The organism is Listeria immobilis (genome assembly GCF_014322845.1).
GTDB lineage: Bacteria > Bacillota > Bacilli > Lactobacillales > Listeriaceae > Listeria > Listeria immobilis.
On record NZ_JAASUA010000016.1, the window covers coordinates 12731 to 35314 of the forward strand.

Here is a 22584-nt window from a genome sequence, read left to right on the forward strand (position 1 = left end):
AAAGTTGCAACACCTTATTTGGAATTTTTCTCGTCTATTAGTGCTAAACCTTGGACGAGGATTTTATCGCCGCGCATTCGACCAAAATCAAGCGAATTTATATTAGCGCAAGGGATTTCAAGTTCCCCTAAAACTTCTTCTACTGTTTTATACATGTATTTTACTTGTGGCGCCACTAAAACAGCATCGACTTGCGCTTTATAATCTTTGAATTTCGCAGTCGTAATTGCACCAACTGGGCCCATTACAACAACTAAATCTCGCTCGCCGAATTTTCCATGGAAATAATCTTGATACTTCACGTCTTCCGGAAAAACGAGTACCGCATCCAATCCTTCTGAAACTGCACTTTTGACAACGTTTTGTGCCATTAAGCTGGAAGTTGCCCCACCAGCACAAACAATCATTAATGTTTTCAAATTCATCCCTCCAAAAAATGACTCTGGAAAATTCCAGAATCATTCTTATTTCGCGTATCTAGATTCCTTTGCCACCAAGAATATCTAGTTCTTGAATTTGTTTAATTTCTTTGATTAGCGGTTTAGCTTTTGTAATCAAGCTTATTACTGCTTCATTATCAAGCGATGCAGCATGGTGTCCTTTATCTACCCAAACCTCAGAAACAAAAACCGCATCTGCTTCTGTTTCTGATTCACTAACGATGTACTGAATACATGTATTATATTCTTCCATGCCTTCTGCCGCTTCTAGCAAGAGCTTCACTAACTGATCACGCTCTCCAGGATGTGTATAAAAAGCTGTTAATAATCCATAACCAACATTCATTTAAACAACCTCCTATTTCCAAAAATCATCTAATATCGTAATTGCCATATGGCGCTTATGCTCTGTTTTAATAAACCAGTTTTCAATTTTTGCTGCTGCTTCTGCTGGAACTGTTTTCCCTTCCAAATAATCATCAATTTGGTCGTAAGTAACACCTAGAGCTACTTCATCGGGAAGCGCTGGTTTATTATCTTCTAAATCAGCAGTCGGTTTTTTCATATATAAATGTTCCGGGCAACCAAGCTCTTTTAGAAGTGCCTTACCTTGACGTTTATTTAAGCGAAATAGTGGATTTATATCCGTTCCACCATCGCCATATTTTGTATAAAAGCCAGTAACTGCTTCTGCCGAATGATCGGTTCCAACAACAACCCCTTTATTCATTGCTGCAATCGCATATTGGACTTTCATTCGTTCGCGCGCTTTTTCATTTCCTTTTGCAAAATCAGATAGCTCAACGCCCGCTTCACTAAGAGCCGCCACACTTGCGTCCACTGAAGCTTTAATATTGACGGTCAGTCTGTTGTCCGGTTGCATAAAATCAAGAGCGTCTTGGCGGTCTGCTTCATCCAGTTGTATTCCGTATGGTAGACTCACCGCGAAAAACTGATATTCATTATCTGACGTTTCTGCTCGAAGTTCGCTTATCGCCATTTGTGCTAGTTTCCCTGTCAAAGTCGAATCTTGCCCACCAGAAATCCCAAGAACAAAGCTTTTTAAGAACGGGTTCTTTTTTAAATATGCTTTTAAAAACTCAACACTTTTTCTAATTTCTGCCCGAGCATCAATTGTTTCTGCTACTTGCATATCTGCTAAAATTCTTTTTCTGATATCCATCATAATTCCTCCTAAAACGGCATATCTAGTTCAACTGGTGAATGTAATTGAACACTCTTCCGGACTTTTTCGATATTGCGCATTTTGTTTTTCCAACATTTCACACTTAAATCTACTGGGTATTGCTCCGGACGAACAGTACGCTTATACTCATCCCAAAGCAGTGCCAGATTTTCTTCTTTATACGCTTTAATTTCATCTAAAGTTGGCATTTCATAGACTAATTCGCCGTCTTTAAAAATCGGTACAAGTAACTCACGTGCAGTAAAATTTTCCACCGTTTTCATAATGTAAGTATGCACTGGGTGGAACATCGTTAATTTATCGACGTTTTCAAGCGATTCATCCTCTAAAGCAATGTAGTCTCCTTCTGCTTTTAAGCCATCTTCGCTCGTAATAATCCGGTAAACTTTTTTCTTACCTGGAGTGGAAACTTTTTCAGTATTACTAGAAAGCTTAATCGAATCTTGTAAAATATCATTTTCATCCGCAATTGCAGCCATTTTATAGACGGCTCCAAGTGCAGGTTGGTCATATGCGGTAATTAGTTTCGTACCCACACCCCATGAATCAATTTTTGCTTTTTGGGCTTTTAAAGATAAAATCGTATGTTCATCTAAATCACTAGAAGCAAAAATTTTCGCTTCGGTGAAACCAGCATCATCTAACATTTGGCGGGCTTTTTTAGATAGGAAAGCCATATCCCCGCTATCTAAACGAATGCCAATAAAATTAATTTTGTCACCCATTTCTTGTGCTACTTTGATGGCATTTGGAACACCTGATTTTAGCGTATCGTATGTATCTACTAAGAAAATGGAATCAAAATGTGTTTTAGCATAGCTTCTAAATGCCTCTAGTTCATCACGGTAAGCTTGAACCATCGCATGCGCCATCGTACCAGACACAGGAATGCCGAATATTTTTCCAGCGCGAACATTACTTGTAGAATCACAACCGCCAATATAGGCTGCACGTGTACCCCAAATAGCTGCATCCAATTCTTGTGCGCGTCTTGTTCCAAACTCTGCAAATGTTTCATCCTCTATAACTGAACGAATTCGTGCTGCTTTGGTTGCAATTAGCGTTTGGAAATTCACAATATTAAGTAAAGCTGTTTCAATTAACTGCGCTTCTGCAAGACTTGCTTCCACTTGCAAGATGGGCTCTGTTTTAAAAACAAATTCTCCTTCTTTCGCAGCTAGAATATTCCCTTTAAATTTAAATGTTCGTAAGTATTCTAGAAATGGTCCATCAAAGCCAAGTTCATCATGTAAATAGGTAATATCCGTTTCCGTAAAACGCAAATTTTGCATATAGTGAATAATTCGTTCTAGTCCAGCAAATACAACAAAACCTGAATCAAATGGCATATCACGGAAGAAAACTTCAAATACCGATCTACGCTCATGAAGTCCATCATCAAAATACGCTTTCATCATATTAAGTTGATAAAGGTCTGTATGCAGCGTTAGACTATCATCTTGAAATAAATTTGTCATTCCTTTTGCTCCTAACATTTTTTATAAGCACTAATTAGGCTTATTATATACCAATTATCATAGCATATAAAAGGTATATTCACTATTAAATAAACACATAAATGAAAAAAAGCCTTAGACACAAGGCTCTTTCAACTAACTATTTCATTATTTTCTTGATTGCTTTTTTACCGAAGTAAGCATAACTATTAGCTAAAAATGATACTCGCTTATTTGCTAAAAAAGATTTGAAAAGACTTTTTTTCTCATTTGGAATATCTTCTATAGCTGTTGTTTTCATTTCTTGTTCAACATATGTTTTAATAAGATGCTGAACTTCTTCATAATAGTCCTTTGGAGCGAGAAAAGCCCATTCAATCATAGAAAATAAGTCTATTTCAAAGTTTTTCCGTTCATTTTGATATCTCAAATCTCCTTGTATATTTAGCTCGTTTAGTACTTGATTTACTTTAGTTAATGCTAATAAGCGGTCTTTTACCATAGCAATGTCATTTCGTCTCTGAGTAATTGATTTTGAACCAGTATCTCTACTACGCCAGTAATAGCCAACTTCTGGAATAATATTCACTTTTTCTGCATATAGGTAGGCTGGTACCATTAAAGCAATATCTTCATACATTTGTCCCTCTGGAAACTGAAATTGATGTTTATCCCAGAATGACTTTTTAAAAACTTTATTCCAAGATGTTGTATCATATAAAAGTGCTGGTGTTTCTGCAATAGTAGTTGCTTCCTTCTTTTCTTTCATATAGTGTTCATGAAGAATAGAAGGATAAATTTTGTCACCAGAAAGTCTTGCTACTCCGATTGTCACCATATCTGCATCTGCAGACTTAAAAGAATCCATCATTTTTTGGAACATATCTTTTGCGATAATATCATCCCCATCGACAAAACCCAGATAATCCCCAGTTGCAACCATAACACCATTATTTCGTGCTGCAGATACACCTTGATTTTCTTGATCAATGACGATAACATTAGTATAGCCATCGACTAGTTTCTCAACTTTTTGAAAACTATCATCTGTTGAACCATCATTCACAAAAATAAATTCCACCTCTTGATAGCTTTGACCGAGAACAGATGCAACACATGCCTCAATATATTCAGACACATTGTATACAGCAATTACAACACTTAACTTGTGCAAAAAGATATCCTCCTTTAAAAGCCTGTTTGCTTACTTCTGATGGAAAATGGATATTTCCAAACTAAGTCTCCTAGTAAATAGAAGTGATGCAAATATAACCACAGTGCTTTTTTCTTTAAAATCGCAGTAAATTTCCCACCAGCTTGATATGGATAATCAGCCCAATCAGGAAGTTTCTCTTTAATAATCATACTTATTTTCTTTATGAGTGCTTTTCGATCTTTTTTATCTGAAATATAAATCGCTTTTCTTAATATAAGTCGATAAATCAAATGTTCGATATATAAGTAGGCAAGTTGTTCTTTAGATTCCTCATAAATGCCTAATTTTTTTAATTCTGTTTCGATATTTTCTAACATCACCACCACATCTAAAAAATGATCCATTTGTTGAATGTTAGACTGCGAATCTATTCGGTCTGTTATGTAATAGTACAAAGCATCTTGAATTTTCACTGGGTTTTCTGCTTTTAATGTTACAACGGGAATAATTCCTAAATCTTCATACCAATATCCCACAGGAAAACGGCAACCTTCCCATAGTTTTGCATGATAAAACTTATTCCAAGGAGTCGGTCCTGCATCCAAAACTTTAATGCCCTTGTCTCGTTTGATGTACTGCATTTTCCCTTCTTGATTAACATTGTAAGAAGTAAATAATACTAAATCTGCATTCGTTTGACTCACTGTATTTAGGCAAGTTTCCACTAATGTTTCACTAATATAATCATCACTATCTACCATCACAATATAATCTCCAGTGGCTATATCCAGTCCAAAATTCCTAGCGGTCGCTTGTCCTCCATTCTCTTTTTCGAAATAGCGTATTCGCTCATCAATAATTTCTTTTACAATTGTCGCGGAATTGTCAGTTGCTCCATCATTTACAACAATGATTTCTAATTTATCATACGACTGATTAATAACAGATTCAAGGCATCTTCTCACATATTTTTCAACGTTGTAAACTGGAATAATCACACTCACTAATGGTTCCACAAGAATCCTCCTCTCAATTATTTTAATTCGTCTTTGATTTGAGAAGTAGAAATTCCTTCTGTACGAGGCAGATAAACTACTTCGCAAAGTTCTTTCAGAAAATCAAACTCACCTTCCCAGTCGTCACCCATAACAAAAACATCAATATTATGTTTTTTAATATCCTCTTTCTTTTGTTCCCAGTTGTGTTCAGGAATGACTTCATCTACATAACGAATTGCTTCGATAATTAGTTTTCGATGCTCATAGCTGTGATAAGCTTCTTTATGCTTGATTCGGTTAAATTCATCAGAAGAGATTGCGACTACTAAATAATCTCCAAGCGCTTTTGCACGCTTTAAAAGATGAATGTGCCCCCAATGAAGTAAATCAAATGTGCCATAAGTTATTACTTTTCTCATTTATTTAGCCTCCTCAAGTAACCCTTTCATATAAGTAACGATTCGCTCGCTTGCATGACCATCCGAATATTTATTCCATATTTTTGAAAATGCAACCAAATTATCATCCATTTTTGCTGTTTGAATTTGCTGGATTAATTCTTCCGTTGTTTTTGATATTGGACCAGGAATTACTTGTTGATAATTTTTTAATAAGCCGCGTTCATTATCATATTGTTCTAAATCATAACAAAAAAAGAATATCGGTTTTTCAAACAAAGCATATTCAAATGGAATAGACGAATAATCTGTAATTAATATATCTACGGCCGCTAAGAGCTCTTCTAAAGCCACATTCTTATCTACATTTACAATAAAGTCACTATTCAAGCTTTGAGCATCTACATTTACAGCAGGATGTAATTTTAAAAGAAGCAAATAATCATTTGCAAGTGCTGTTTCCATAGCCTTAAAATCCATAGCCAATTTCGCTTCGGCAAGTTCATTATCACGAAAAGTAGGCGCATATAAAATTATCTTTTTATCGTTTGCTTGAAAATTGTTACGCCATTCTGTTCTTTTTTGTTGTTGAAGTGCTTCATTAAAATAAATATCTGTTCGTGGCACACCTATTTTTAACAATTGCGAATCCGATAACAAAAAACTACGCTTAAAAATCTCTCCCATTTCATCTGAGCCAATTACAACTTTTAAAAATCGCTTATAAACTGCTTTGAATCGCTTCTTATCCGTTTCAGAACGATTCGCTATCGAATTATCTTCCCAACCAAATTGTTTCAAAGCCCCATTCGCATGCCAAAGTTGAATACATTCAACACCAGTTCTAAATGAAACAGCTGCTAGCTCAGGATAATAATTATCCACTAATATTACTTTTGATGTATTTAAATAATAAATAAGCTTCCATTTATTGAACAAATTGTTAGATAGAAATATAACAAAACTAAATTTCCCCTGATCAAATTGAACTCTTTCTGTATGAAAGCAAATCGTTTCAAAATTTTCATTTTGTCTGTCCATTTCATTTAAAATTGCTGTTGTATTTTCAGGAAATGAGGCGATAATCAATACCCGTTTTTTCACGCCAAATAATCCACAAAATATAGAAAATAGACTTAAAAAGAACATATAAATAGAAACAGCTATTTTTTTCACTATCATCTCTACTTTCTTTGCTAAAAAGAAAATCTCAGACCGATTATGCTTTTCGACATAATATTTGACCTAAGATTTCTTTAAAATAAGTAATTACTTGTATTATACTTTCCATTCCATAACGGTTTTACCAAATGGATTGCGTAAATCCGTTTCAAAAGCTTCAATAATATCTTGTAAGTTACGAACCACTTTACGTTGGCCAATTAAACTAGATAAGTACTCTACTGCACGTTCGTTTTCACTAAGGAAATCAACAGTATTTTGGAAATCTTCTTTACCACTACGGCTACTTCCAAATACTGTTAAGCCTTTTTCTAACACCATACGTGAATTAAATTCAATTGGATTTTCAGAAACTCCAAGTAATGAAATAGTTCCTTCTGGCTTAATTAAATCAATAATTTGTTCTACTGCATATTGACTTCCTCGACCGCCAGCGCATTCGAAAGCATTGTCTATCACAATCCCTGTTGGAATTTCATCTACTAAGTAAGCTTCATCAACAAAAGAGAAGAAATCTAGTTTATATTGTGTTTTACCAAAAATAATAACTTTACTTTCTGGATAAATTGTTTTAAGTAGCAGACAAGTAATAAAACCTAAGTTACCATCCCCCCATACGCCGAAAACAGACTGATTTGCATTAGCTTTCTTCTTAAATCGGGTAATCGCATGAAAAGCAACAGAAATAAGTTCTGAATAAGCAGCTACTTCCATGTCCATATTTTCGGGTAAACGAACAACCCGATCTCTTCTCATGAAAACATTCTCTTGCATTAAGCCATCATATCCGCTAGAACGGAAAAGTGAGGAACGACGATAGTTTTCAGCAATAATTGGATCCTCTTCTACTGGTGTATTTGGAATCATGACTACTTTTGTTCCAATTGCAAATTCACCGGTTGCATCATAAGTTACTTGTCCTACTCCTTCATGAATAAGCGCCATGGGTAACTTTTTAGAAAGCATTTCTTTTCCACGAGAGCCTGTATAATAACGTTGATCAGCAGCACAGATAGATAAGTATGTAGGTCTTACTACTACAATATCCTCCGTTAATGCTTCTTCTACGTTAGCTTCTTCAAATTGTCGCTCAGAAACGAGGCGATATACTTGGTTAATCATGAATTAATCCTCTCCTGTACAATCGCATTTGCCACTTTTAAATCATAAGGCGTGGTAATTTTGATATTAGATATTCCACCATTAACAAGTTTTACTTTTTCACCTGCTAATAAACAAATTTTACAAGCATCTGTTAAAATTTGTTTTTCATCATCTGTTAAATTATTATAATGCTTTTGAATTACTTTCATGTTGAAACTTTGCGGAGTTTGCCCCTGATACATATCTCCTCGAACTGGAATATCTGTGATAAAATCTTGGTTTGTTGATTCAACAATCGTATCAACAGCTGGAATAACAGTATCAACAGAACCAAACTCTAATGCCATATCAATATTTTCCTCAATAATTCTATGGGTAATAAATGGTCTTACAGCATCATGAGTCACAATAATATCATCATCATTTAAACCAAATTCTTTCTCAACATAACGAATACCATTCATAATAGTTTCATTACGGTCTATACCACCCTCAATGACAATAACCCGAGAATCAAATATATATTTTTTAATAATATCTTGCGTATGATTAATCCAATCTTTTGGTGTCGCAATAATAATTTTGTCAAAACGGTCATTTAAGATAAATTTTTCAATCGTATGAACAATGATTGGTTTTCCTTTTAATGGCAAGTACTGCTTCGGCATATTGACATTTCCCATGCGAGTACCTTTACCGCCAGCTAATATCTCTGCATAAATCATTTTTAGTCTCCTTTAACATTTTACTAATACACATAGCTTTATTGTACCATAAACTTCACTTCTTTTGTACAGACATCAATCTCCCATTACATGATGGATAATTCTTTTAGCCGCATCCCCGTCGTGATACTCGAAAGCTTTCTCAGCGAATACTTGTAATTTTCTTGTTATTATTTGGTCTGTTTGAATAAGATGAATTGCCTCTTCCGTCGTAGAAACCACCGGACCTGGAACAAATTCTAAGTAATCTTGGTAGAAATTACGCTCTAATGAATAGGCGTCTAAATCGTAAGCAAAAAATAAAATTGGTCGATTTAAAATGGAAAAATCATATATTACGGATGAATAATCTGTAATTAGAATATCCGTTGTAATTAAAACATCATTCATTTCTATCCCACTAAAATCCAATACAAAATCAGCCAAATCTTCAGGTATTTGCGTTTCGATGCTGACTAGCGGATGAAGTTTGATTATAACTATGTATTCATCCCCAAGTGCAGCTTTCATTTTTCTTAAGTCTAATTTCAATTGAAACTCTTTTCGTTCTTCTGAGTTGCCTCGAAATGTAGGCGCATAAGTAATTATTTTTTTCCCTTTAAGTAATGGATACATTTTTAGAAAGAAATCTTTTCTAAATTCCATATAATTTTGATCAAAAAGTTTCCATAGCCTCGGTAACCCAAATGCTTCAATTTTAGTCTCATCGATATGAAAGGCTTCTGCATAAATTGGTTTTAAATCACTTGCCGAAATAATGCTCGTTGTATAATTTTGATGTGCTCGTGTTTCAAAATCCAAAGAAATTGAATCTTTAAAGCCTAAGGAACTATGACCAAATCGTTTAAATGCTCCTGCTGCGTGCCAAAGCTGGATTACTTGAGCATCTTTTCGCATCCTAATGGAATAAAGCTGGTAATAATAATCATCTAAAAATATATATTTGACTCTTCCAAGCTTCCAATAGTAGGTAAGATAATACATCGCATGATTATTTTCTGGTTGCATTTTCATATAAGCATACACAGTTTTCTCTGGATGCTCTTCTTTAATTGCCTGATAAATCGGCATGAAAGTTGCATCTAAATTAGTAATTTTATTCGAAACAAGCATGACATTATTTTTTGCGACTGGCATTAACTTGGCAATAGTGAATATTACTTTACGGCTAAAATACGAAACAAATTTTTTCTTTAATGGTGTTAAGCGCATCGGAACATTATGACTTGCAAGTGGTCTAAGTGAACCTTTGTTAGCCGCTTTTCGTATTCGTTTCCAATTCTCATCGATAAACTTATTTGGCGCAGCTCGTTGACTTAAAACTTCTACCAGTGTTAGACAAGCTGGATAAGCTTCGTATTTAATCTCACTAAATGAATTATTTAAATTATTTTCCACTAAATAATCTATTGCATCTAATTCAAAAAATACATCATCTGGTAATTGTCTTAGCAAACTGGTCAGTTTCTCAAAATACTCCATTTGAAAAACTTCATCTTCTTTTTGAAAAATTTCTGGTAATTTCTCTAAATCTATCATTAAAAATTTATTTACATATACTAAAACTGTCCATTCTTTCCGATACCGGTTATCTTTTATCTCGAGTAAAGTTATTACATTATGAATTACTTCTGATAAAGTGAGTAAATGACTATTTTCTATATTTAATCCAATAATCCGTTCTGCCAAATGATAACTATAATAGTTAAAATTTACCAATTGGAATACTTCTTGCTTCATTTCCTTAGCTACCTTTTCTAATAAAATTTTAGAAAAAGTACTACCTGAAAGTGGATTATCCAAACTTTCAGGATTAGCGTATAAGTTCCCTTTGGTAACATTATTTGGACAAACAATATCAGGGGAATATGTAGTAAGCTTTTCACATAATGTATCAATTTCAAGATTTTCAGAAATAAAGCTAATATATTGTTTTTTCTCTTTTTCAAGTAGCAGTATGCAATCTGTTAAAAAATCTGCTGTTTCTGGTATAAAATGGATGGTCCATTGCTCGTGAAGTTTTCTCTCTCCGCTTTCCATTTCTGTAGAGATAAAACAAATGGATTGTAAGGCCTTTGAATCGTTCAAAATATCCGGCTCCTTTTGTTCGTAGAGTAAATTAATTACTTTCTTATTATAAACAAATTACTAAAATAAAGATATAAAAAAACAATTATACGAAATGCTCGTATAATTGTTTTTTGCTTATTTTTTAAATCTAACTAAAGCATCTTGCCAAGAGGGGATAGTAAAACCTAACTGTTCAACTTTATCCAAGCTCATGATAGATGTTTTAGGTCGTTCTGCTTTTTGTGGAAATTCAGCTGATGTACATGGTTTTACAGTAACATCTTTATCTTTCAATATTTCTGTGGCAAAATCAAACCAAGTAGCAGTTCCGTTATTAGAAAATTGATAAATACCATAGTCCGGATTTTTCTCAATCGTAAATCGGATAAAATCGGCTAAATCATATGTGTAAGTTGGCCGACCTAATTGATCATTTACTACTTTTAGTTCTTTATGTGTCTCCGCAAGTTTGAGCATGCTGTATACAAAATTATTACCATATTTCCCAAATACCCATGATGTCCTAATAACATATGTTTTCTTATTTTTTTCTAAGGCTATTTTTTCTCCAGCTAATTTAGCAATTCCGTATTGGTTTAATGGATTAGTCGCATCTTCGGGTAAGTATGGATATTTTTTGGTTCCATCAAAGACATAATCTGTACTGATATACACTAATTTGGCTCCAACTAACTCTGTCGCTTCACTAATATTTTCAGTTCCATCAACATTTACTTCCCAGTTAACTAATTTTAGTTCATCTTCAGCAGCTTCCACATTTGTAAAAGCTGCACAATGAATAACCCATTCTGGTTTCAAATCTAACATTGCTTGTTTAACTGCTATTTTGTTAGTAATATCTACAGAATCCTTGTCCCATTCGGTTACTGTCAAATTATGTCCTTTTAATAATTGTACTAATTCTGTCCCCAGTTGACCATTTGCTCCAGTTACTAAAATACTCATTCTTACTCACCCAACTTTGCGCGTGATTTTAATGGTCTCCACCAAGCTTCATTATTTACATACCACTCGATTGTCTCTTTGATTCCTGTATCGAAAGTATATTTTGGTTTCCATTTAAGCTCTGTTTCGATTTTCTTAGGATCAATAGCATAACGCAAATCGTGTCCTAGTCTATCTTCCACATACTTAATTTTGTCTTTAGAAAGCTTCAAATCATCTACAATAATATGGACGATTTCATTATTTGTACGTTCATTATGTCCACCCACATTATATACTTCGCCTGATTTACCTTTATGAATAACCAAGTCAATCGCAGCACAATGGTCGGAAACATGTAACCAATCACGAATGTTTTTACCATCACCATAAATAGGAAGCTGTTCTCCGTCAAGGCCATTTGTAATCATTAGTGGAATTAGTTTTTCCGGGAAATGATTTGGACCATAATTATTAGAACAGCGAGTAATATTCACATTTAAGCCATACGTTTCAAAATAGGAACGAACAAGTAAATCTGCCGAAGCTTTACTCGCGGAATAAGGACTGTTTGGAGCAATAGGAGTTTCTTCTGTAAAATAGCCAGTTTCTCCAAGCGAACCATACACTTCATCTGTAGATACTTGTAAATATTTAGTCACATTTAATTCTTTTGCAACATTTAAAAGATTAAGTGTTCCTTGTACATTCGTTTCGATAAAAATACCAGGATTAAGAATACTACGGTCAACATGTGACTCTGCTGCAAAGTTTACAATTGTATCGATTTTATGTTCAAATACTAAGTTTTTCACTAAATCATAATCACAAATATTTCCTTCTACAAAAATATGATTTGCATTATCTTTTATATCTTCTAAATTGCTTATTGTTCCAGCATAAGTTAATAAATCTAAGTTTACTACTTTATAATCATCATATTTATTTAAAATATGATGTACAAAATTACTTCCAATAAAACCTGCTCCACCAGTTACTAATAAATTCATTTATTCATTCTCCCATACAAAATTATTTTCAGCATCTTTTAACCTAGGATGTTTTGTATCCTTCTCAGATAAAATTAATTTATCGGTTGGCCAAGTAATGTTTAGGTCTGGATCATCATAAGCAATCCCTGCATCATTTTCAGGGGAATAAAGTTGGTCTACTTTATAAAGAACATTCACATTCTCCGTAATCGTACAAAAGCCGTGCGCAAAACCTTGAGGTATCAATAATTGATGCTTATTTGCTTCACTTAAGATATACCCCTCCCATTCTCCATATGTAGGTGATCCTTTACGCATATCCACAACTACATCATATATAGCTCCAGTAGCAACACGAATTAGTTTAGTTTGAGCTTTTGGGTTAGTTTGATAGTGCATTCCGCGAAGTACACCAGCCTCTACCGAAAGTGAGTGATTATCTTGGATGAACTTCATATCAATCCCAGCTTCGTGAAAAGTTTTCTCATTATAACTTTCCATAAAGAAACCTCGATGATCTCCAAATACTTTTGGTTTTACTAATTTAACCCCAGTCAATTTACTTTCAACAATTTCCATTATTACGCCTCGCTCTTCTATTGTTATTTATTAATTAATTTCATTAAATATTGCCCGTAAGCATTCTTTTTTAGCGGTTCTGCAAGTTTTTCAACAGCAGCTTCATCAATATAACCCATACGGTAGGCAATTTCTTCTAAACAAGCTATTTTCAAATTTTGTCTTCGTTCTATTGTTTCAATAAAGGTAGATGCTTCAAGGAGTGATTCATGTGTCCCAGTGTCGAGCCAGGCAAATCCTCTGCCCATAAGTTCAACATCAAGTTCTCCAAGTTCTAAATATTTTTTATTTACATCTGTGATTTCTAGCTCTCCTCGTTCAGATGGTTTAATATTTTTAGCAATTTCTACAACTCGGTTATCGTAAAAATATAATCCGGTAACTGCATAATTACTTTTTGGCTCCAATGGTTTTTCCTCAATGGAAATAGCCTTCATAGTATCATCAAATTCGACCACACCGAAACGTTCTGGATCATTTACATGGTAACCAAAAACAGTTGCTCCAGCTTGTTTAGCAGAAGCTCTTTGAAGCATTTTTGATAAACCTTGTCCGTAGTAAATATTATCCCCTAAAATTAACGAAACAGAATCATCACCAATAAAATCTTCAGCAATAATAAATGCCTGCGCTAGCCCTTCTGGTTTTTCTTGAACTGCATATGAAATATTAATACCTAATAAATCACTATCTGCTAATAATTGTTCGAAACGTGGAGTATCCTCTGGTGTAGAAATAATTAAAATATCCTTGATTCCAGCTAACATTAATATCGATAATGGATAATAAATCATCGGCTTATCATAAATCGGTAACATTTGTTTTGAAATTGCTTTTGTTAGTGGATAAAGTCTCGTACCACTTCCACCTGCTAAAATTATTCCTTTCATTCTTTCCTCTCCATTCTTATAGCTTGATTTTTATTTGTTGCTTATCTTTTTTACCTTGAATATTTGTAATTACTAGATATTCACCAGCTAATTTTTTTGCATCTAAATGAACTTCTACTTGTGCTTTGTTTTTTGCTCCTATTAATTGTGCTTTCACAGTTATTGGGTCTGCTTCCTTATTATCCAACGAAAGTAGTTCAGCTTTGCCTTCGATGATACTATCTCCGAAAACATGAATTTCTTTTAATGGTATAGATACTTTATTTTCTGTTTTATCAATAATAATTTGGTCATGATTTACGCCTGAGTCTTCTACGATCGATCGCACACTTCCCCCTGAATCCACACTGATTAAACCAGAAGCATTTTTATAAACAATCAGTGTTGTCCCATTTATTAGCGCAGTTTTAACAAAAATTTTACCAATTGTTAAAGCTCTATGGCTAGTAATCCCAAGCCCACTAAATCGGGTTGCAATATCCCATGGCTGCTTTTTGTCAGCTTCATCTAAAACAAAATCATTAATTTGAACAAAGAATTCCATTTCGCCTTCCACTTTATATAAATCATCTTTTTTATTAACTACTTCAACTTTACTTGTGGAACCATTGATTTTCCAAGTAGCTCTGGAGTTTCGCCCTTTGATACTTGGTTCATAAATGAATTCTGACAAGTCTTCGCTGTAGTCAAAGTACGCTTGTGGGAGTTTAGCTTTTATTTCGTCTGGTAAAATACGTTCCATGCGATTAGCTGTTTTTCTTATAAAGAACTCTTCTTTATCCTCATAAGTCATTTTTGTATTTGTTTTGAAAAATAATTTGTCTTCATCAAAATGAATATCTTCCGCATAACTAAGCGCTGTAATTCCAGCATCAATCTGCGCAAGTTTTTTTAATGATTCTAAATCACCCGAGCGTAAAAAATAATCTTTCACTTGATTGTTTTTATCTAAATTATCGGTAATATAGTTTGGTATTAATTCTTCTGCTAATTTTCTTGCATAATTGAACTCAATTTCAATTCGTTCATTGTTATTTTTTAACAACCATTGACCTAAGATACCCAGAACTCTTGACTGATACCAATGAGTTAGCATGAAATCCAAGTCTCTTTGGTTTTTGATATTTTCCTTAAAGAAATAAAATAGTTTATTAATCTGATTCCATTTTTCATGAGGGTCTCGTCCAAAACTGCTTGAATTATTTGCGCCAGTTGCAATCCAATAATAAGTTGGGTAATCTGCTAAAATACCTACCTTAGCACCATGTATAAAAGCTTTTGTATTGAAGTATACATCTTCCCATAATACTCTGGCACCATCATCGAAAGTTATATCATATTCCAATAAAAACTCTCTTTTATAAAACTTATGTGGTGTCATTGGCAATAGACATTCAATACCCATTTCTTCCGCATGCGGATAGTTTTCTGAAAACTGCTTCCATCCCCATGACCAGCCCTTTGTCCTTACCTCTTTTCCACTAACAACGTCTAAATTATTTTCTTTTCCAAAATTATACACACGTTCGAATGCTTCAGGGAACACAGTATCATCGTGATCCAAGTATAGAATGTATTCTCCTTTAGCCATTTTAGTAGCTATATTTCTTGGTCTACTACCCCAACCAGAATTCTCAATTTGTTTCACTGTCATATTAGAACGTTCTTTTGCAAATCCTTGCAAATGCTCATATGTATCTGTTGTTGACCCATCATCCACAAAAATAAGTTCATACTCTTCCTTTTTCATTGTTTGATTATCAATGGATGCCATTAAATTTTTAAGCCCTTCTATTTCAGTATTATATGTAGGTACAACGACACTAACTTTTATATGATTCTTATTCCCTTTAAATGAATTTAATACTTTATCTTTTAAATTTCCCATTATATCCTCCTAAAGTAGATTAACAGTTAAATTATATCATACTATAAAACTTATTTACACTTTTGTACAACCTGAAAACAAACAAAAAACGTTAGCTCCATTTTGAGAATCTAACGTTTTGTGATGTATTATCTAATTTTGTTTTTACGATTTTTCATGGTATATAAAATTGTAATACCCGCAAAAAGGATAATCCCTAAGCAACTCGCAATCATACCCGCCTTAAGCATAGGAGTTTCATAATTCATTTCAATAGTATGTTCTCCTGCTTTCAAAGGAAATCCAATAAAACCTGTATTAACTTTTTTTGTTTCGATTTCTTTCCCATCCACTTTAACTTTCCAACCACTTGTATATGGAATAGTCGTTACTAACACACCATTTTTGGTAGCAGTAGCTTTAGCAGAAAGTTTATTTGTATCAAAAGTTAAGTCAGTTACCGCTTGTTCTTTCAGCTCTTGCATTCTTTTAGTATATGAATCTCCAAAGGGTACAGCATAAATTTTAATATTATCGTAGTCATATGTTCCAAGACCGCTAAGATTGATACTTACTTGTTTGCGGACACTTTCAGAATAGCCTCCATTTAGCAACATATTATCTCGAATGAAATATCCCGAAAGCTCCCTTTTATCTACTTGACTTGCTGAAACAACTCGATTAGCGGTTTTGGCAGTTAGTGTAAAATCTTCTTTGATAGTTTTAGTTAAATTCTCACGATAATAACTATAACGCATATCTTTTGTTTTATATTTATCTTCTGCAAAAGCAATATCTTTTCGTTGTTGGAAATTGTATGGCGTGAACTTCAACCCATCAATATAAAAATAAATTTCTGCATTTTTTGTAAGCTCTGGATTTTTTAACTTAAACGTAATTTCGTTTGCTGCATTTGAGACCTCTATTTTATTTTTAGTAATTTTAACTGGGGTCGTCTCATTTACTTTTCCAACACTGGTATCAAATTTCAATTCATTTATAGTAGATTTATAATTACGTTTAGAAGTACCATCATTATCAATGATTGCATTATAAGAAAGTGCTTCTTCTTTTTCTAAGGGTGTTAATTTTTCATATGATTCTCTATCCTGTGAATAATAATTTATATACATTAAAGGTACACTATTTTTAGATTCATATACATCTGTATGACTAATCCCTGGTTTATCTATTCGTTGTAATTCTGATGAATCAATTTTTTTATATCCAAAAGGGATTCGCTCAGCTTGATCATCTCGCGCAAATAAGTAAGTAGTTCCTAACATATTCGTAAAAATAGTTCGATTATCCATTTGACCAAGCGGCAAGGTCATTCGAAACTGACTATTATCCAGTTCAGTAGCCAAGTCTGCAACTGCACCATTTGTAATAGAATAGAAGGAATTGACGGTATTTACATCTAACAGAATATTCGCATCTGAGTTATCATAAAATCCATTATAACCACTTGACAGACTAGTCCGATAAAATGAGCTTCTATCAATTTTTTTATCTGCACCACCATATAGCTCTGAAATTTTTCTTTCGACTATTCCTGAATTCAATTGTCCTCTTACTTTATTTGAACCATATTTACTAAATGCATAATTCCCAATATAAGCTAAATTAACACATACTAACATGATAATTAAAAAGTAAAACAACCCATTATAAGCTTTCTTTTTGATATAATTCAAATTAATATATTGCAATAAAAATACAATAAAAGTCAATATCATAAGTACTAATGGCACAATTAAAGCTGGTTGAAAAATGTTGAAATTTGGTCCCCACCAAGAAACACAAAGGAACACCACGATTGTAATGAGGAAATTACGTATATCTTTTTTCGTTAAAGTTTTATAATCTGTTAATAAGAATGACACACCTATACTGATTGGAAGTGCAAGTGCATACATCCAGCGATTGGAAGGACTACTTAAACCATTAAATATAGCTCCAAAAAACGGAAATAGCATCATTACAAAGCCAATTAGTAAGCTAAAAAACAGAGTTGGATATTTTTTTCGATATCGTAAAACAAATGGTAAAACAAATACTGCAATAGCCGCAAAACCCAGATTTGCCCAATACCCAGCACTCTCGGTAGTAAGGTACATTTTACCAAGTGATAAATAATAGTTTAAATCGTACAACCACAGCCCATTCGCAAATTCTCCGTTTGCCCGAGAAGAACCTAAGAAGGCAATTAAATTTGGCAAAAATAAAACACATGCCATTAAAAATCCAGTAACCGCATAAAGTATTAATTTTCCAATCGTGCTAAGTAACGGTATTCCTTTGTTTTTATAAAAAGTAAAATATCTAATTATAGTATACACACCGACCATCAGCGCTAACATATACGCAAAATAGAAATTACTCACTAATGTCCAGCAGATAACAAGCATCAATGGTACTGGTGATTTCTTTTGAAATACTCTCTCCACACAAAGGCATAGCAGTGGGAGTAAAATCATCGGTGTAATAAAAAATGGGTGCCTAGTAGCTGACATAAATAGATAGCCAGAAAAAACATAGACTAATGATCCTACAACAGCTGAGATATGATTGATTTTGAAACTTTTAGCAAAAGCCAAAAAAGCAAGACCAACGCAAAACAGGCGCAATAGAATTAAAAATGTATAGGCAAATTCCATTTTATCAGCGGGAAACAAAACAACCAAATAGGCGAAAATATCACCTAAGACATAGTAGCCAAAACTTCCTATAACATCTCCACCCATTCCAATTTGCCAAGACCAAAGCTCGGGTATTTGCATGGGGTGTTTAAAAACCTCAACTAACATGTTTCTAAATTCTTTTAAGATTGGGTAATGCTGATTAAATCCATCATGAGACCAAATAAAAGAATAGCCACGTAACCAAAAAAGCAAGTAAATGCTAATTGTAACAAGAATAAAAAGAATACTGTACGTAAAAAAAGTTTTATACGAAATCTCACTATCCCATTGAATCTTTTTCCATTTCTTTCTAACTTCTGTCATTAATTCTCTACCTCCAAAACTCATTCATTCTTAATCATATTAAAAAAAATTTAAAAAAGCAATATTTTATCAGCTAATAGTTCTTTTGAATCAACCTAATTCAATTCTTGCCTATACATTTACGGCCTTTACTTGTTTTGATAAATCAAATTGCTTATAATAAATATAATGTGAGTTCAAGGAGGAAAATAATGAAAGTAAAAAAAGCAGTCATCCCAGCAGCAGGTCTAGGTACAAGATTTCTTCCTGCAACAAAAGCAATGCCAAAAGAAATACTTCCTATTGTAGATAAACCAACCATCCAGTTCATCGTTGAAGAGGCTGTTGCATCAGGGATTGAGGATATTTTAATAGTTACTGGGAAAGGAAAAAGAGCCATAGAAGATCATTTTGACTCAGTTCCTGAATTAGAAAATAATTTGCGCGAGAAAAACAAATTAGGTTTGTTACATTTAGTTGAAGAAACAACTAACATAAATTTACATTTCATCCGCCAATCGAAACCTAAAGGACTTGGAGATGCCATTTTACAAGCAAAAGGATTCATTGGAAATGAACCCTTTATTGTCATGCTTGGTGATGATATTGTTCAATCTAAAACACCCTGTGCCAAACAATTAATAGACCAGTATGAAAAGACGCATAGTTCTGTTATTGGAGTACAGCACGTCCCGCAACAAGAAACCTATCGATATGGTATCATTAATCCTGATATACAAGTGGATGATCGACTTTATAATGTAAAAGGGTTTGTTGAAAAACCAAATGTAGAGGATGCTCCATCTAACTTAGCAATTCTCGGTAGATACTTATTAACCCCCGAAATTTTTACATACCTAGAAACACAAGAAGCAGGTTCTGGAGGTGAGATTCAATTAACGGATGCAATTAACCGTTTAAATGCCATCCAACGTGTCTTTGCTTACGATTTTGAGGGCGAACGTTTTGATGTTGGTGATAAATTTGGATTTATCGAAACTACACTAAAATTTGCGTTAAAACATCCAGAAATACAAGATGAGGTCCGCAATTTAATTATCCGTCTTGGAAATGAACTTAAATAGTAAAGAGGAAGCTAACCTTCTAGTGCCCCTTTAAGTTAGGCTGAAAAGTCTAACTTAAAGGGGCACTACATAGCTTCCTCTTTATTATTACTTATAAAATATTTCTTCCACAATCCGCTTCGCAGAATTTGTATCATGATATTTAAAATGTTTATCAAGGAATGGCTTCACTTTTGCTTGTTCAAAATCACTGTTTTCAAGTGCCTTAATCAATTCATCGAAGTCATATACAATTTTCCCCGGAACAAAGTCTTCATATTCTTCATAGAAATCACGCGTTGAAACATAGTCCTCTAAATCAAATGCATAAAATAGCATTTTCCGTTGTAAAGTAGAGAATTCAAAAATAACTGATGAGTAATCTGTAATCAGAATGTCCGTGATAAATAAAATATCATTTACTTCACGATAAGAGCTCGCATCGATAAATACATCTGAATAATGTTCAGGGATGATGAATTCATTTTTTATGAAAGGATGCATCTTGAAAATCACAACAGAGTTATTTTTTCGACAATACTCAGCGAATTTGGCTAAATTAATTTTAAAATATGGATAATGTGCTTGATTTGCGCCATTCCCTCTGAAAGTTGGGGCAAATAAAATCACTTGTTTTCCTTGAGTTTCAGGAAATAGCTGTTCCATAGTAGTTACAATATTTTTTTTGTACTCTGGATCAAAGAAAATATCTGTTCTTGGTACACCAGTTGGTAAGATGGATGATTCTTTTATCCCAAATGCTTCTGCATAAAACGGAATATCTGTATCAGAGGCCACAATGGCTTTAGTATAATTACGATGCGCGCGATCATCAAAAAATGGGCCACCTTGTTTCCCTGAACGACTAAATCCAACAGTTTTAAAAGCTCCACAAGCATGCCACAACTGAATCACTTGTGTTTTTTCACTAAAATCAACCGTATAAATCATTGGATGATAATCATCAATGAAAATAATATCTGAACTTCCTAGTAAATATGGAAACCTAAATTTCTCAATAAAAGCTCTTCTTAAACGAATATTAGGTTTAAAAGTCATTTTTATTTTATAATCCTTATCAATACCCATTTCTTTCATTTTATTTAGAACAAATTCAAAATTTCCGCCAATTTCTGCACGAGAATCCGAAGAAAATAAAATTCTTTTACCATTTTTTGGAACTAAGGCTTGTGATGTGTAAAAAATCGATTTAAAAAGACCTGTTCTAAAATTAAAACTAAAGGTATGAAAAGCTTCTTTTGTTTTATTTTTAAAAACTTGCAATTTGGTGGGTTTTGGCGCTGGAATTGTAAATACAATGGAGAAAACAAATTCATTAACATCCGCAGAAATCATTGGTGTTATTTTATACATATATTTGGAGTTTCCTCCACCACGTTTGAATTCTTTCCTTAATCCTGCAAGTAATATATTATTTTTATCATTTTCTGTTTTAGCCTCCATTAACTCATCCAAAAGTTCTTCATCTTCAGGCTGTTTAAAAAGTTCTTTAGCTGGCTTAGCAACAATCTCATCTGCAGTTTGGCTATTATATAAAGATAATAAATAATCTCCACTAGGTAAATAGCTTCCATCATTTAAAATAGCAATGTTAAATCGCAATTCAAATGTATCCCCTTCCACTTTGACTGCTGTGGGTGAGAAGTGGAATTCATCTGTTAATGTTCTAAATGAAAAATCATAGTTTTCCAATGAAAAATTTTCTATTCTGCCTTTTACATATAGTTGAATTCTTTCCCAGTATAATTCTGTAATAATCATTTTACCGTCGCTCATAAATACAATCCTTTCTCACTTTAAAATCTTACATATGGCCCTTATAATCTTTACTCTAGGCTCTTAAAAAACTTGTATCTGACAAATGCATTTCTTTGCCTACGAAAATTAGTATACCTTTTTTATCGGTCTAAGTCCATTACCGCTTCTAAATCAGGCACAAAAAAGCACTTCCATAATAAGACATTTATGGAAGTGCTTCAAATCAATATTTAAATGCTTTTTTATCCATCCACGCTACTGTTTTTCCATATCTGAATTGCACCCAAGTAGCATGATCAGTAACGGCTTCTTTCAAAACTTGTACTCTCTTATTATTATATGGTTTCCCTAAAGAGATACGTTTCACTGTTGGTGATGTACGATAAACACCATTGAATACTCCATGGTTAGTTGCATTACCAACAGTCACCGTTCTGTTCATCGTTTTCTGTGATGTTATCGTATCAAAAAAAGCACGCTTGTCCATCCAGCCTATTGTCTTGCCGTTCACTTGGAACTGGTACCATGTTCCTCGTGATGTCTGCGCTTGTTTAATTATTTTTACTTTTTTATTATTATATTTCGCGCCTGTACTTAATTTAGTAGCGCCACTGTCGGATGTGTTATATACACCTGCATAAACGCCATGTCGGTCTGCATTAAGAATAGTTCGGTTCCAATTGACATTAGATTGTGTTTTAATGGCATCAAATTCATGGAATGCCCGTTTATCCATCCAACCTA

Annotated in this window: 20 protein-coding genes; 1 reads left to right on the forward strand and 19 read right to left on the reverse strand. The window is 33.6% G+C overall.

The features are described 5' to 3' along the window. Positions 1-14: 14 nt before the first annotated feature. The 17 genes from HCJ45_RS14320 to HCJ45_RS14400 all read right to left on the reverse strand — a co-directional run bounded on the left by HCJ45_RS14320 (position 15) and on the right by HCJ45_RS14400 (position 19018). Positions 15-419: a PTS sugar transporter subunit IIB gene (locus HCJ45_RS14320; protein ID WP_187125257.1), complete on the reverse strand. Its 405-nt coding sequence runs from the start codon at positions 417-419 to the stop codon at positions 15-17. A gap of 58 nt (positions 420-477) precedes the next feature. After that, positions 478-786: a putative quinol monooxygenase gene (locus tag HCJ45_RS14325; protein WP_187125258.1), complete on the reverse strand. Its 309-nt coding sequence runs from the start codon at positions 784-786 to the stop codon at positions 478-480. Positions 787-798: 12 nt separating this feature from the next. Then, positions 799-1623 carry an ammonia-dependent NAD(+) synthetase gene (gene nadE / locus HCJ45_RS14330; RefSeq protein ID WP_187125259.1) on the reverse strand — a complete coding sequence of 275 codons (825 nt, stop codon included), beginning with the start codon at positions 1621-1623 and terminating at the stop codon, positions 799-801. A gap of 11 nt (positions 1624-1634) precedes the next feature. Further along, positions 1635-3125, reverse strand: coding sequence for a nicotinate phosphoribosyltransferase (locus tag HCJ45_RS14335; protein ID WP_185349232.1), 1491 nt, complete (start codon positions 3123-3125; stop codon positions 1635-1637). Between the two features lie 139 nt (positions 3126-3264). After that, a complete protein-coding gene (locus HCJ45_RS14340) occupies positions 3265-4278 on the reverse strand; it encodes a glycosyltransferase (protein WP_187125260.1) in 1014 nt (337 codons plus the stop codon). Between the two features lie 14 nt (positions 4279-4292). Continuing rightward, a complete protein-coding gene (locus tag HCJ45_RS14345) occupies positions 4293-5276 on the reverse strand; it encodes a glycosyltransferase (RefSeq protein ID WP_187125261.1) in 984 nt (327 codons plus the stop codon). Between the two features lie 17 nt (positions 5277-5293). After that, positions 5294-5677: a glycerol-3-phosphate cytidylyltransferase gene (tagD, locus tag HCJ45_RS14350; protein ID WP_187125262.1), complete on the reverse strand. Its 384-nt coding sequence runs from the start codon at positions 5675-5677 to the stop codon at positions 5294-5296. Beyond that, complete coding sequence (locus HCJ45_RS14355) at positions 5678-6838, reverse strand: CDP-glycerol glycerophosphotransferase family protein (RefSeq protein ID WP_187125263.1); 1161 nt, start codon at positions 6836-6838, stop codon at positions 5678-5680. It lies immediately after the preceding gene. 96 nt (positions 6839-6934) lie between these two features. Continuing rightward, positions 6935-7960, reverse strand: a complete 1026-nt coding sequence (locus tag HCJ45_RS14360) for a ribitol-5-phosphate dehydrogenase (protein ID WP_187125264.1) — start codon at positions 7958-7960, stop codon at positions 6935-6937. Beyond that, the gene (locus HCJ45_RS14365; protein WP_187125265.1) at positions 7957-8667 is read right to left on the reverse strand and encodes an IspD/TarI family cytidylyltransferase; all 711 of its coding nucleotides are present in this window, start codon (positions 8665-8667) and stop codon (positions 7957-7959) included. The genes HCJ45_RS14360 and HCJ45_RS14365 overlap by 4 nt, the downstream gene beginning before the upstream one ends. Positions 8668-8742: 75 nt before the next feature. Beyond that, positions 8743-10755: a CDP-glycerol glycerophosphotransferase family protein gene (locus HCJ45_RS14370; protein ID WP_187125266.1), complete on the reverse strand. Its 2013-nt coding sequence runs from the start codon at positions 10753-10755 to the stop codon at positions 8743-8745. 117 nt (positions 10756-10872) lie between these two features. Continuing rightward, on the reverse strand, positions 10873-11703 hold the full coding sequence (gene rfbD / locus HCJ45_RS14375) for a dTDP-4-dehydrorhamnose reductase (protein ID WP_187125267.1): 831 nt from the start codon (positions 11701-11703) through the stop codon (positions 10873-10875). Positions 11704-11705: 2 nt separating this feature from the next. Continuing rightward, positions 11706-12692, reverse strand: a complete 987-nt coding sequence (gene rfbB, locus HCJ45_RS14380) for a dTDP-glucose 4,6-dehydratase (protein ID WP_187125268.1) — start codon at positions 12690-12692, stop codon at positions 11706-11708. Beyond that, complete coding sequence (rfbC, locus tag HCJ45_RS14385; protein WP_187125269.1) at positions 12693-13253, reverse strand: dTDP-4-dehydrorhamnose 3,5-epimerase; 561 nt, start codon at positions 13251-13253, stop codon at positions 12693-12695. A 23-nt stretch (positions 13254-13276) separates the two neighbouring features. Continuing rightward, positions 13277-14143 (reverse strand): glucose-1-phosphate thymidylyltransferase RfbA, encoded by an 867-nt coding sequence (gene rfbA, locus HCJ45_RS14390; RefSeq protein ID WP_187125270.1) that lies wholly within the window; start codon positions 14141-14143, stop codon positions 13277-13279. 16 nt (positions 14144-14159) lie between these two features. Next, the gene (locus HCJ45_RS14395) at positions 14160-16031 is read right to left on the reverse strand and encodes a glycosyltransferase family 2 protein (protein WP_187125271.1); all 1872 of its coding nucleotides are present in this window, start codon (positions 16029-16031) and stop codon (positions 14160-14162) included. Positions 16032-16159: 128 nt separating this feature from the next. Then, a complete protein-coding gene (locus tag HCJ45_RS14400; protein ID WP_187125272.1) occupies positions 16160-19018 on the reverse strand; it encodes a YfhO family protein in 2859 nt (952 codons plus the stop codon). Positions 19019-19209: 191 nt separating this feature from the next. Between HCJ45_RS14400 and galU the strand changes: the two genes are divergently transcribed. Continuing rightward, complete coding sequence (galU, locus tag HCJ45_RS14405) at positions 19210-20082, forward strand: UTP--glucose-1-phosphate uridylyltransferase GalU (protein WP_187125273.1); 873 nt, start codon at positions 19210-19212, stop codon at positions 20080-20082. Positions 20083-20169: 87 nt separating this feature from the next. Here galU and HCJ45_RS14410 read toward each other — a convergent pair whose 3' ends face one another. Together HCJ45_RS14410 and HCJ45_RS14415 are read right to left on the reverse strand one after the other, a co-directional pair. After that, complete coding sequence (locus tag HCJ45_RS14410; protein ID WP_187125274.1) at positions 20170-21858, reverse strand: CDP-glycerol glycerophosphotransferase family protein; 1689 nt, start codon at positions 21856-21858, stop codon at positions 20170-20172. Positions 21859-22063: 205 nt separating this feature from the next. After that, a partial coding sequence (locus HCJ45_RS14415; RefSeq protein WP_187125275.1) for a GW domain-containing glycosaminoglycan-binding protein occupies positions 22064-22584 on the reverse strand: 521 nt, incomplete at its 5' end.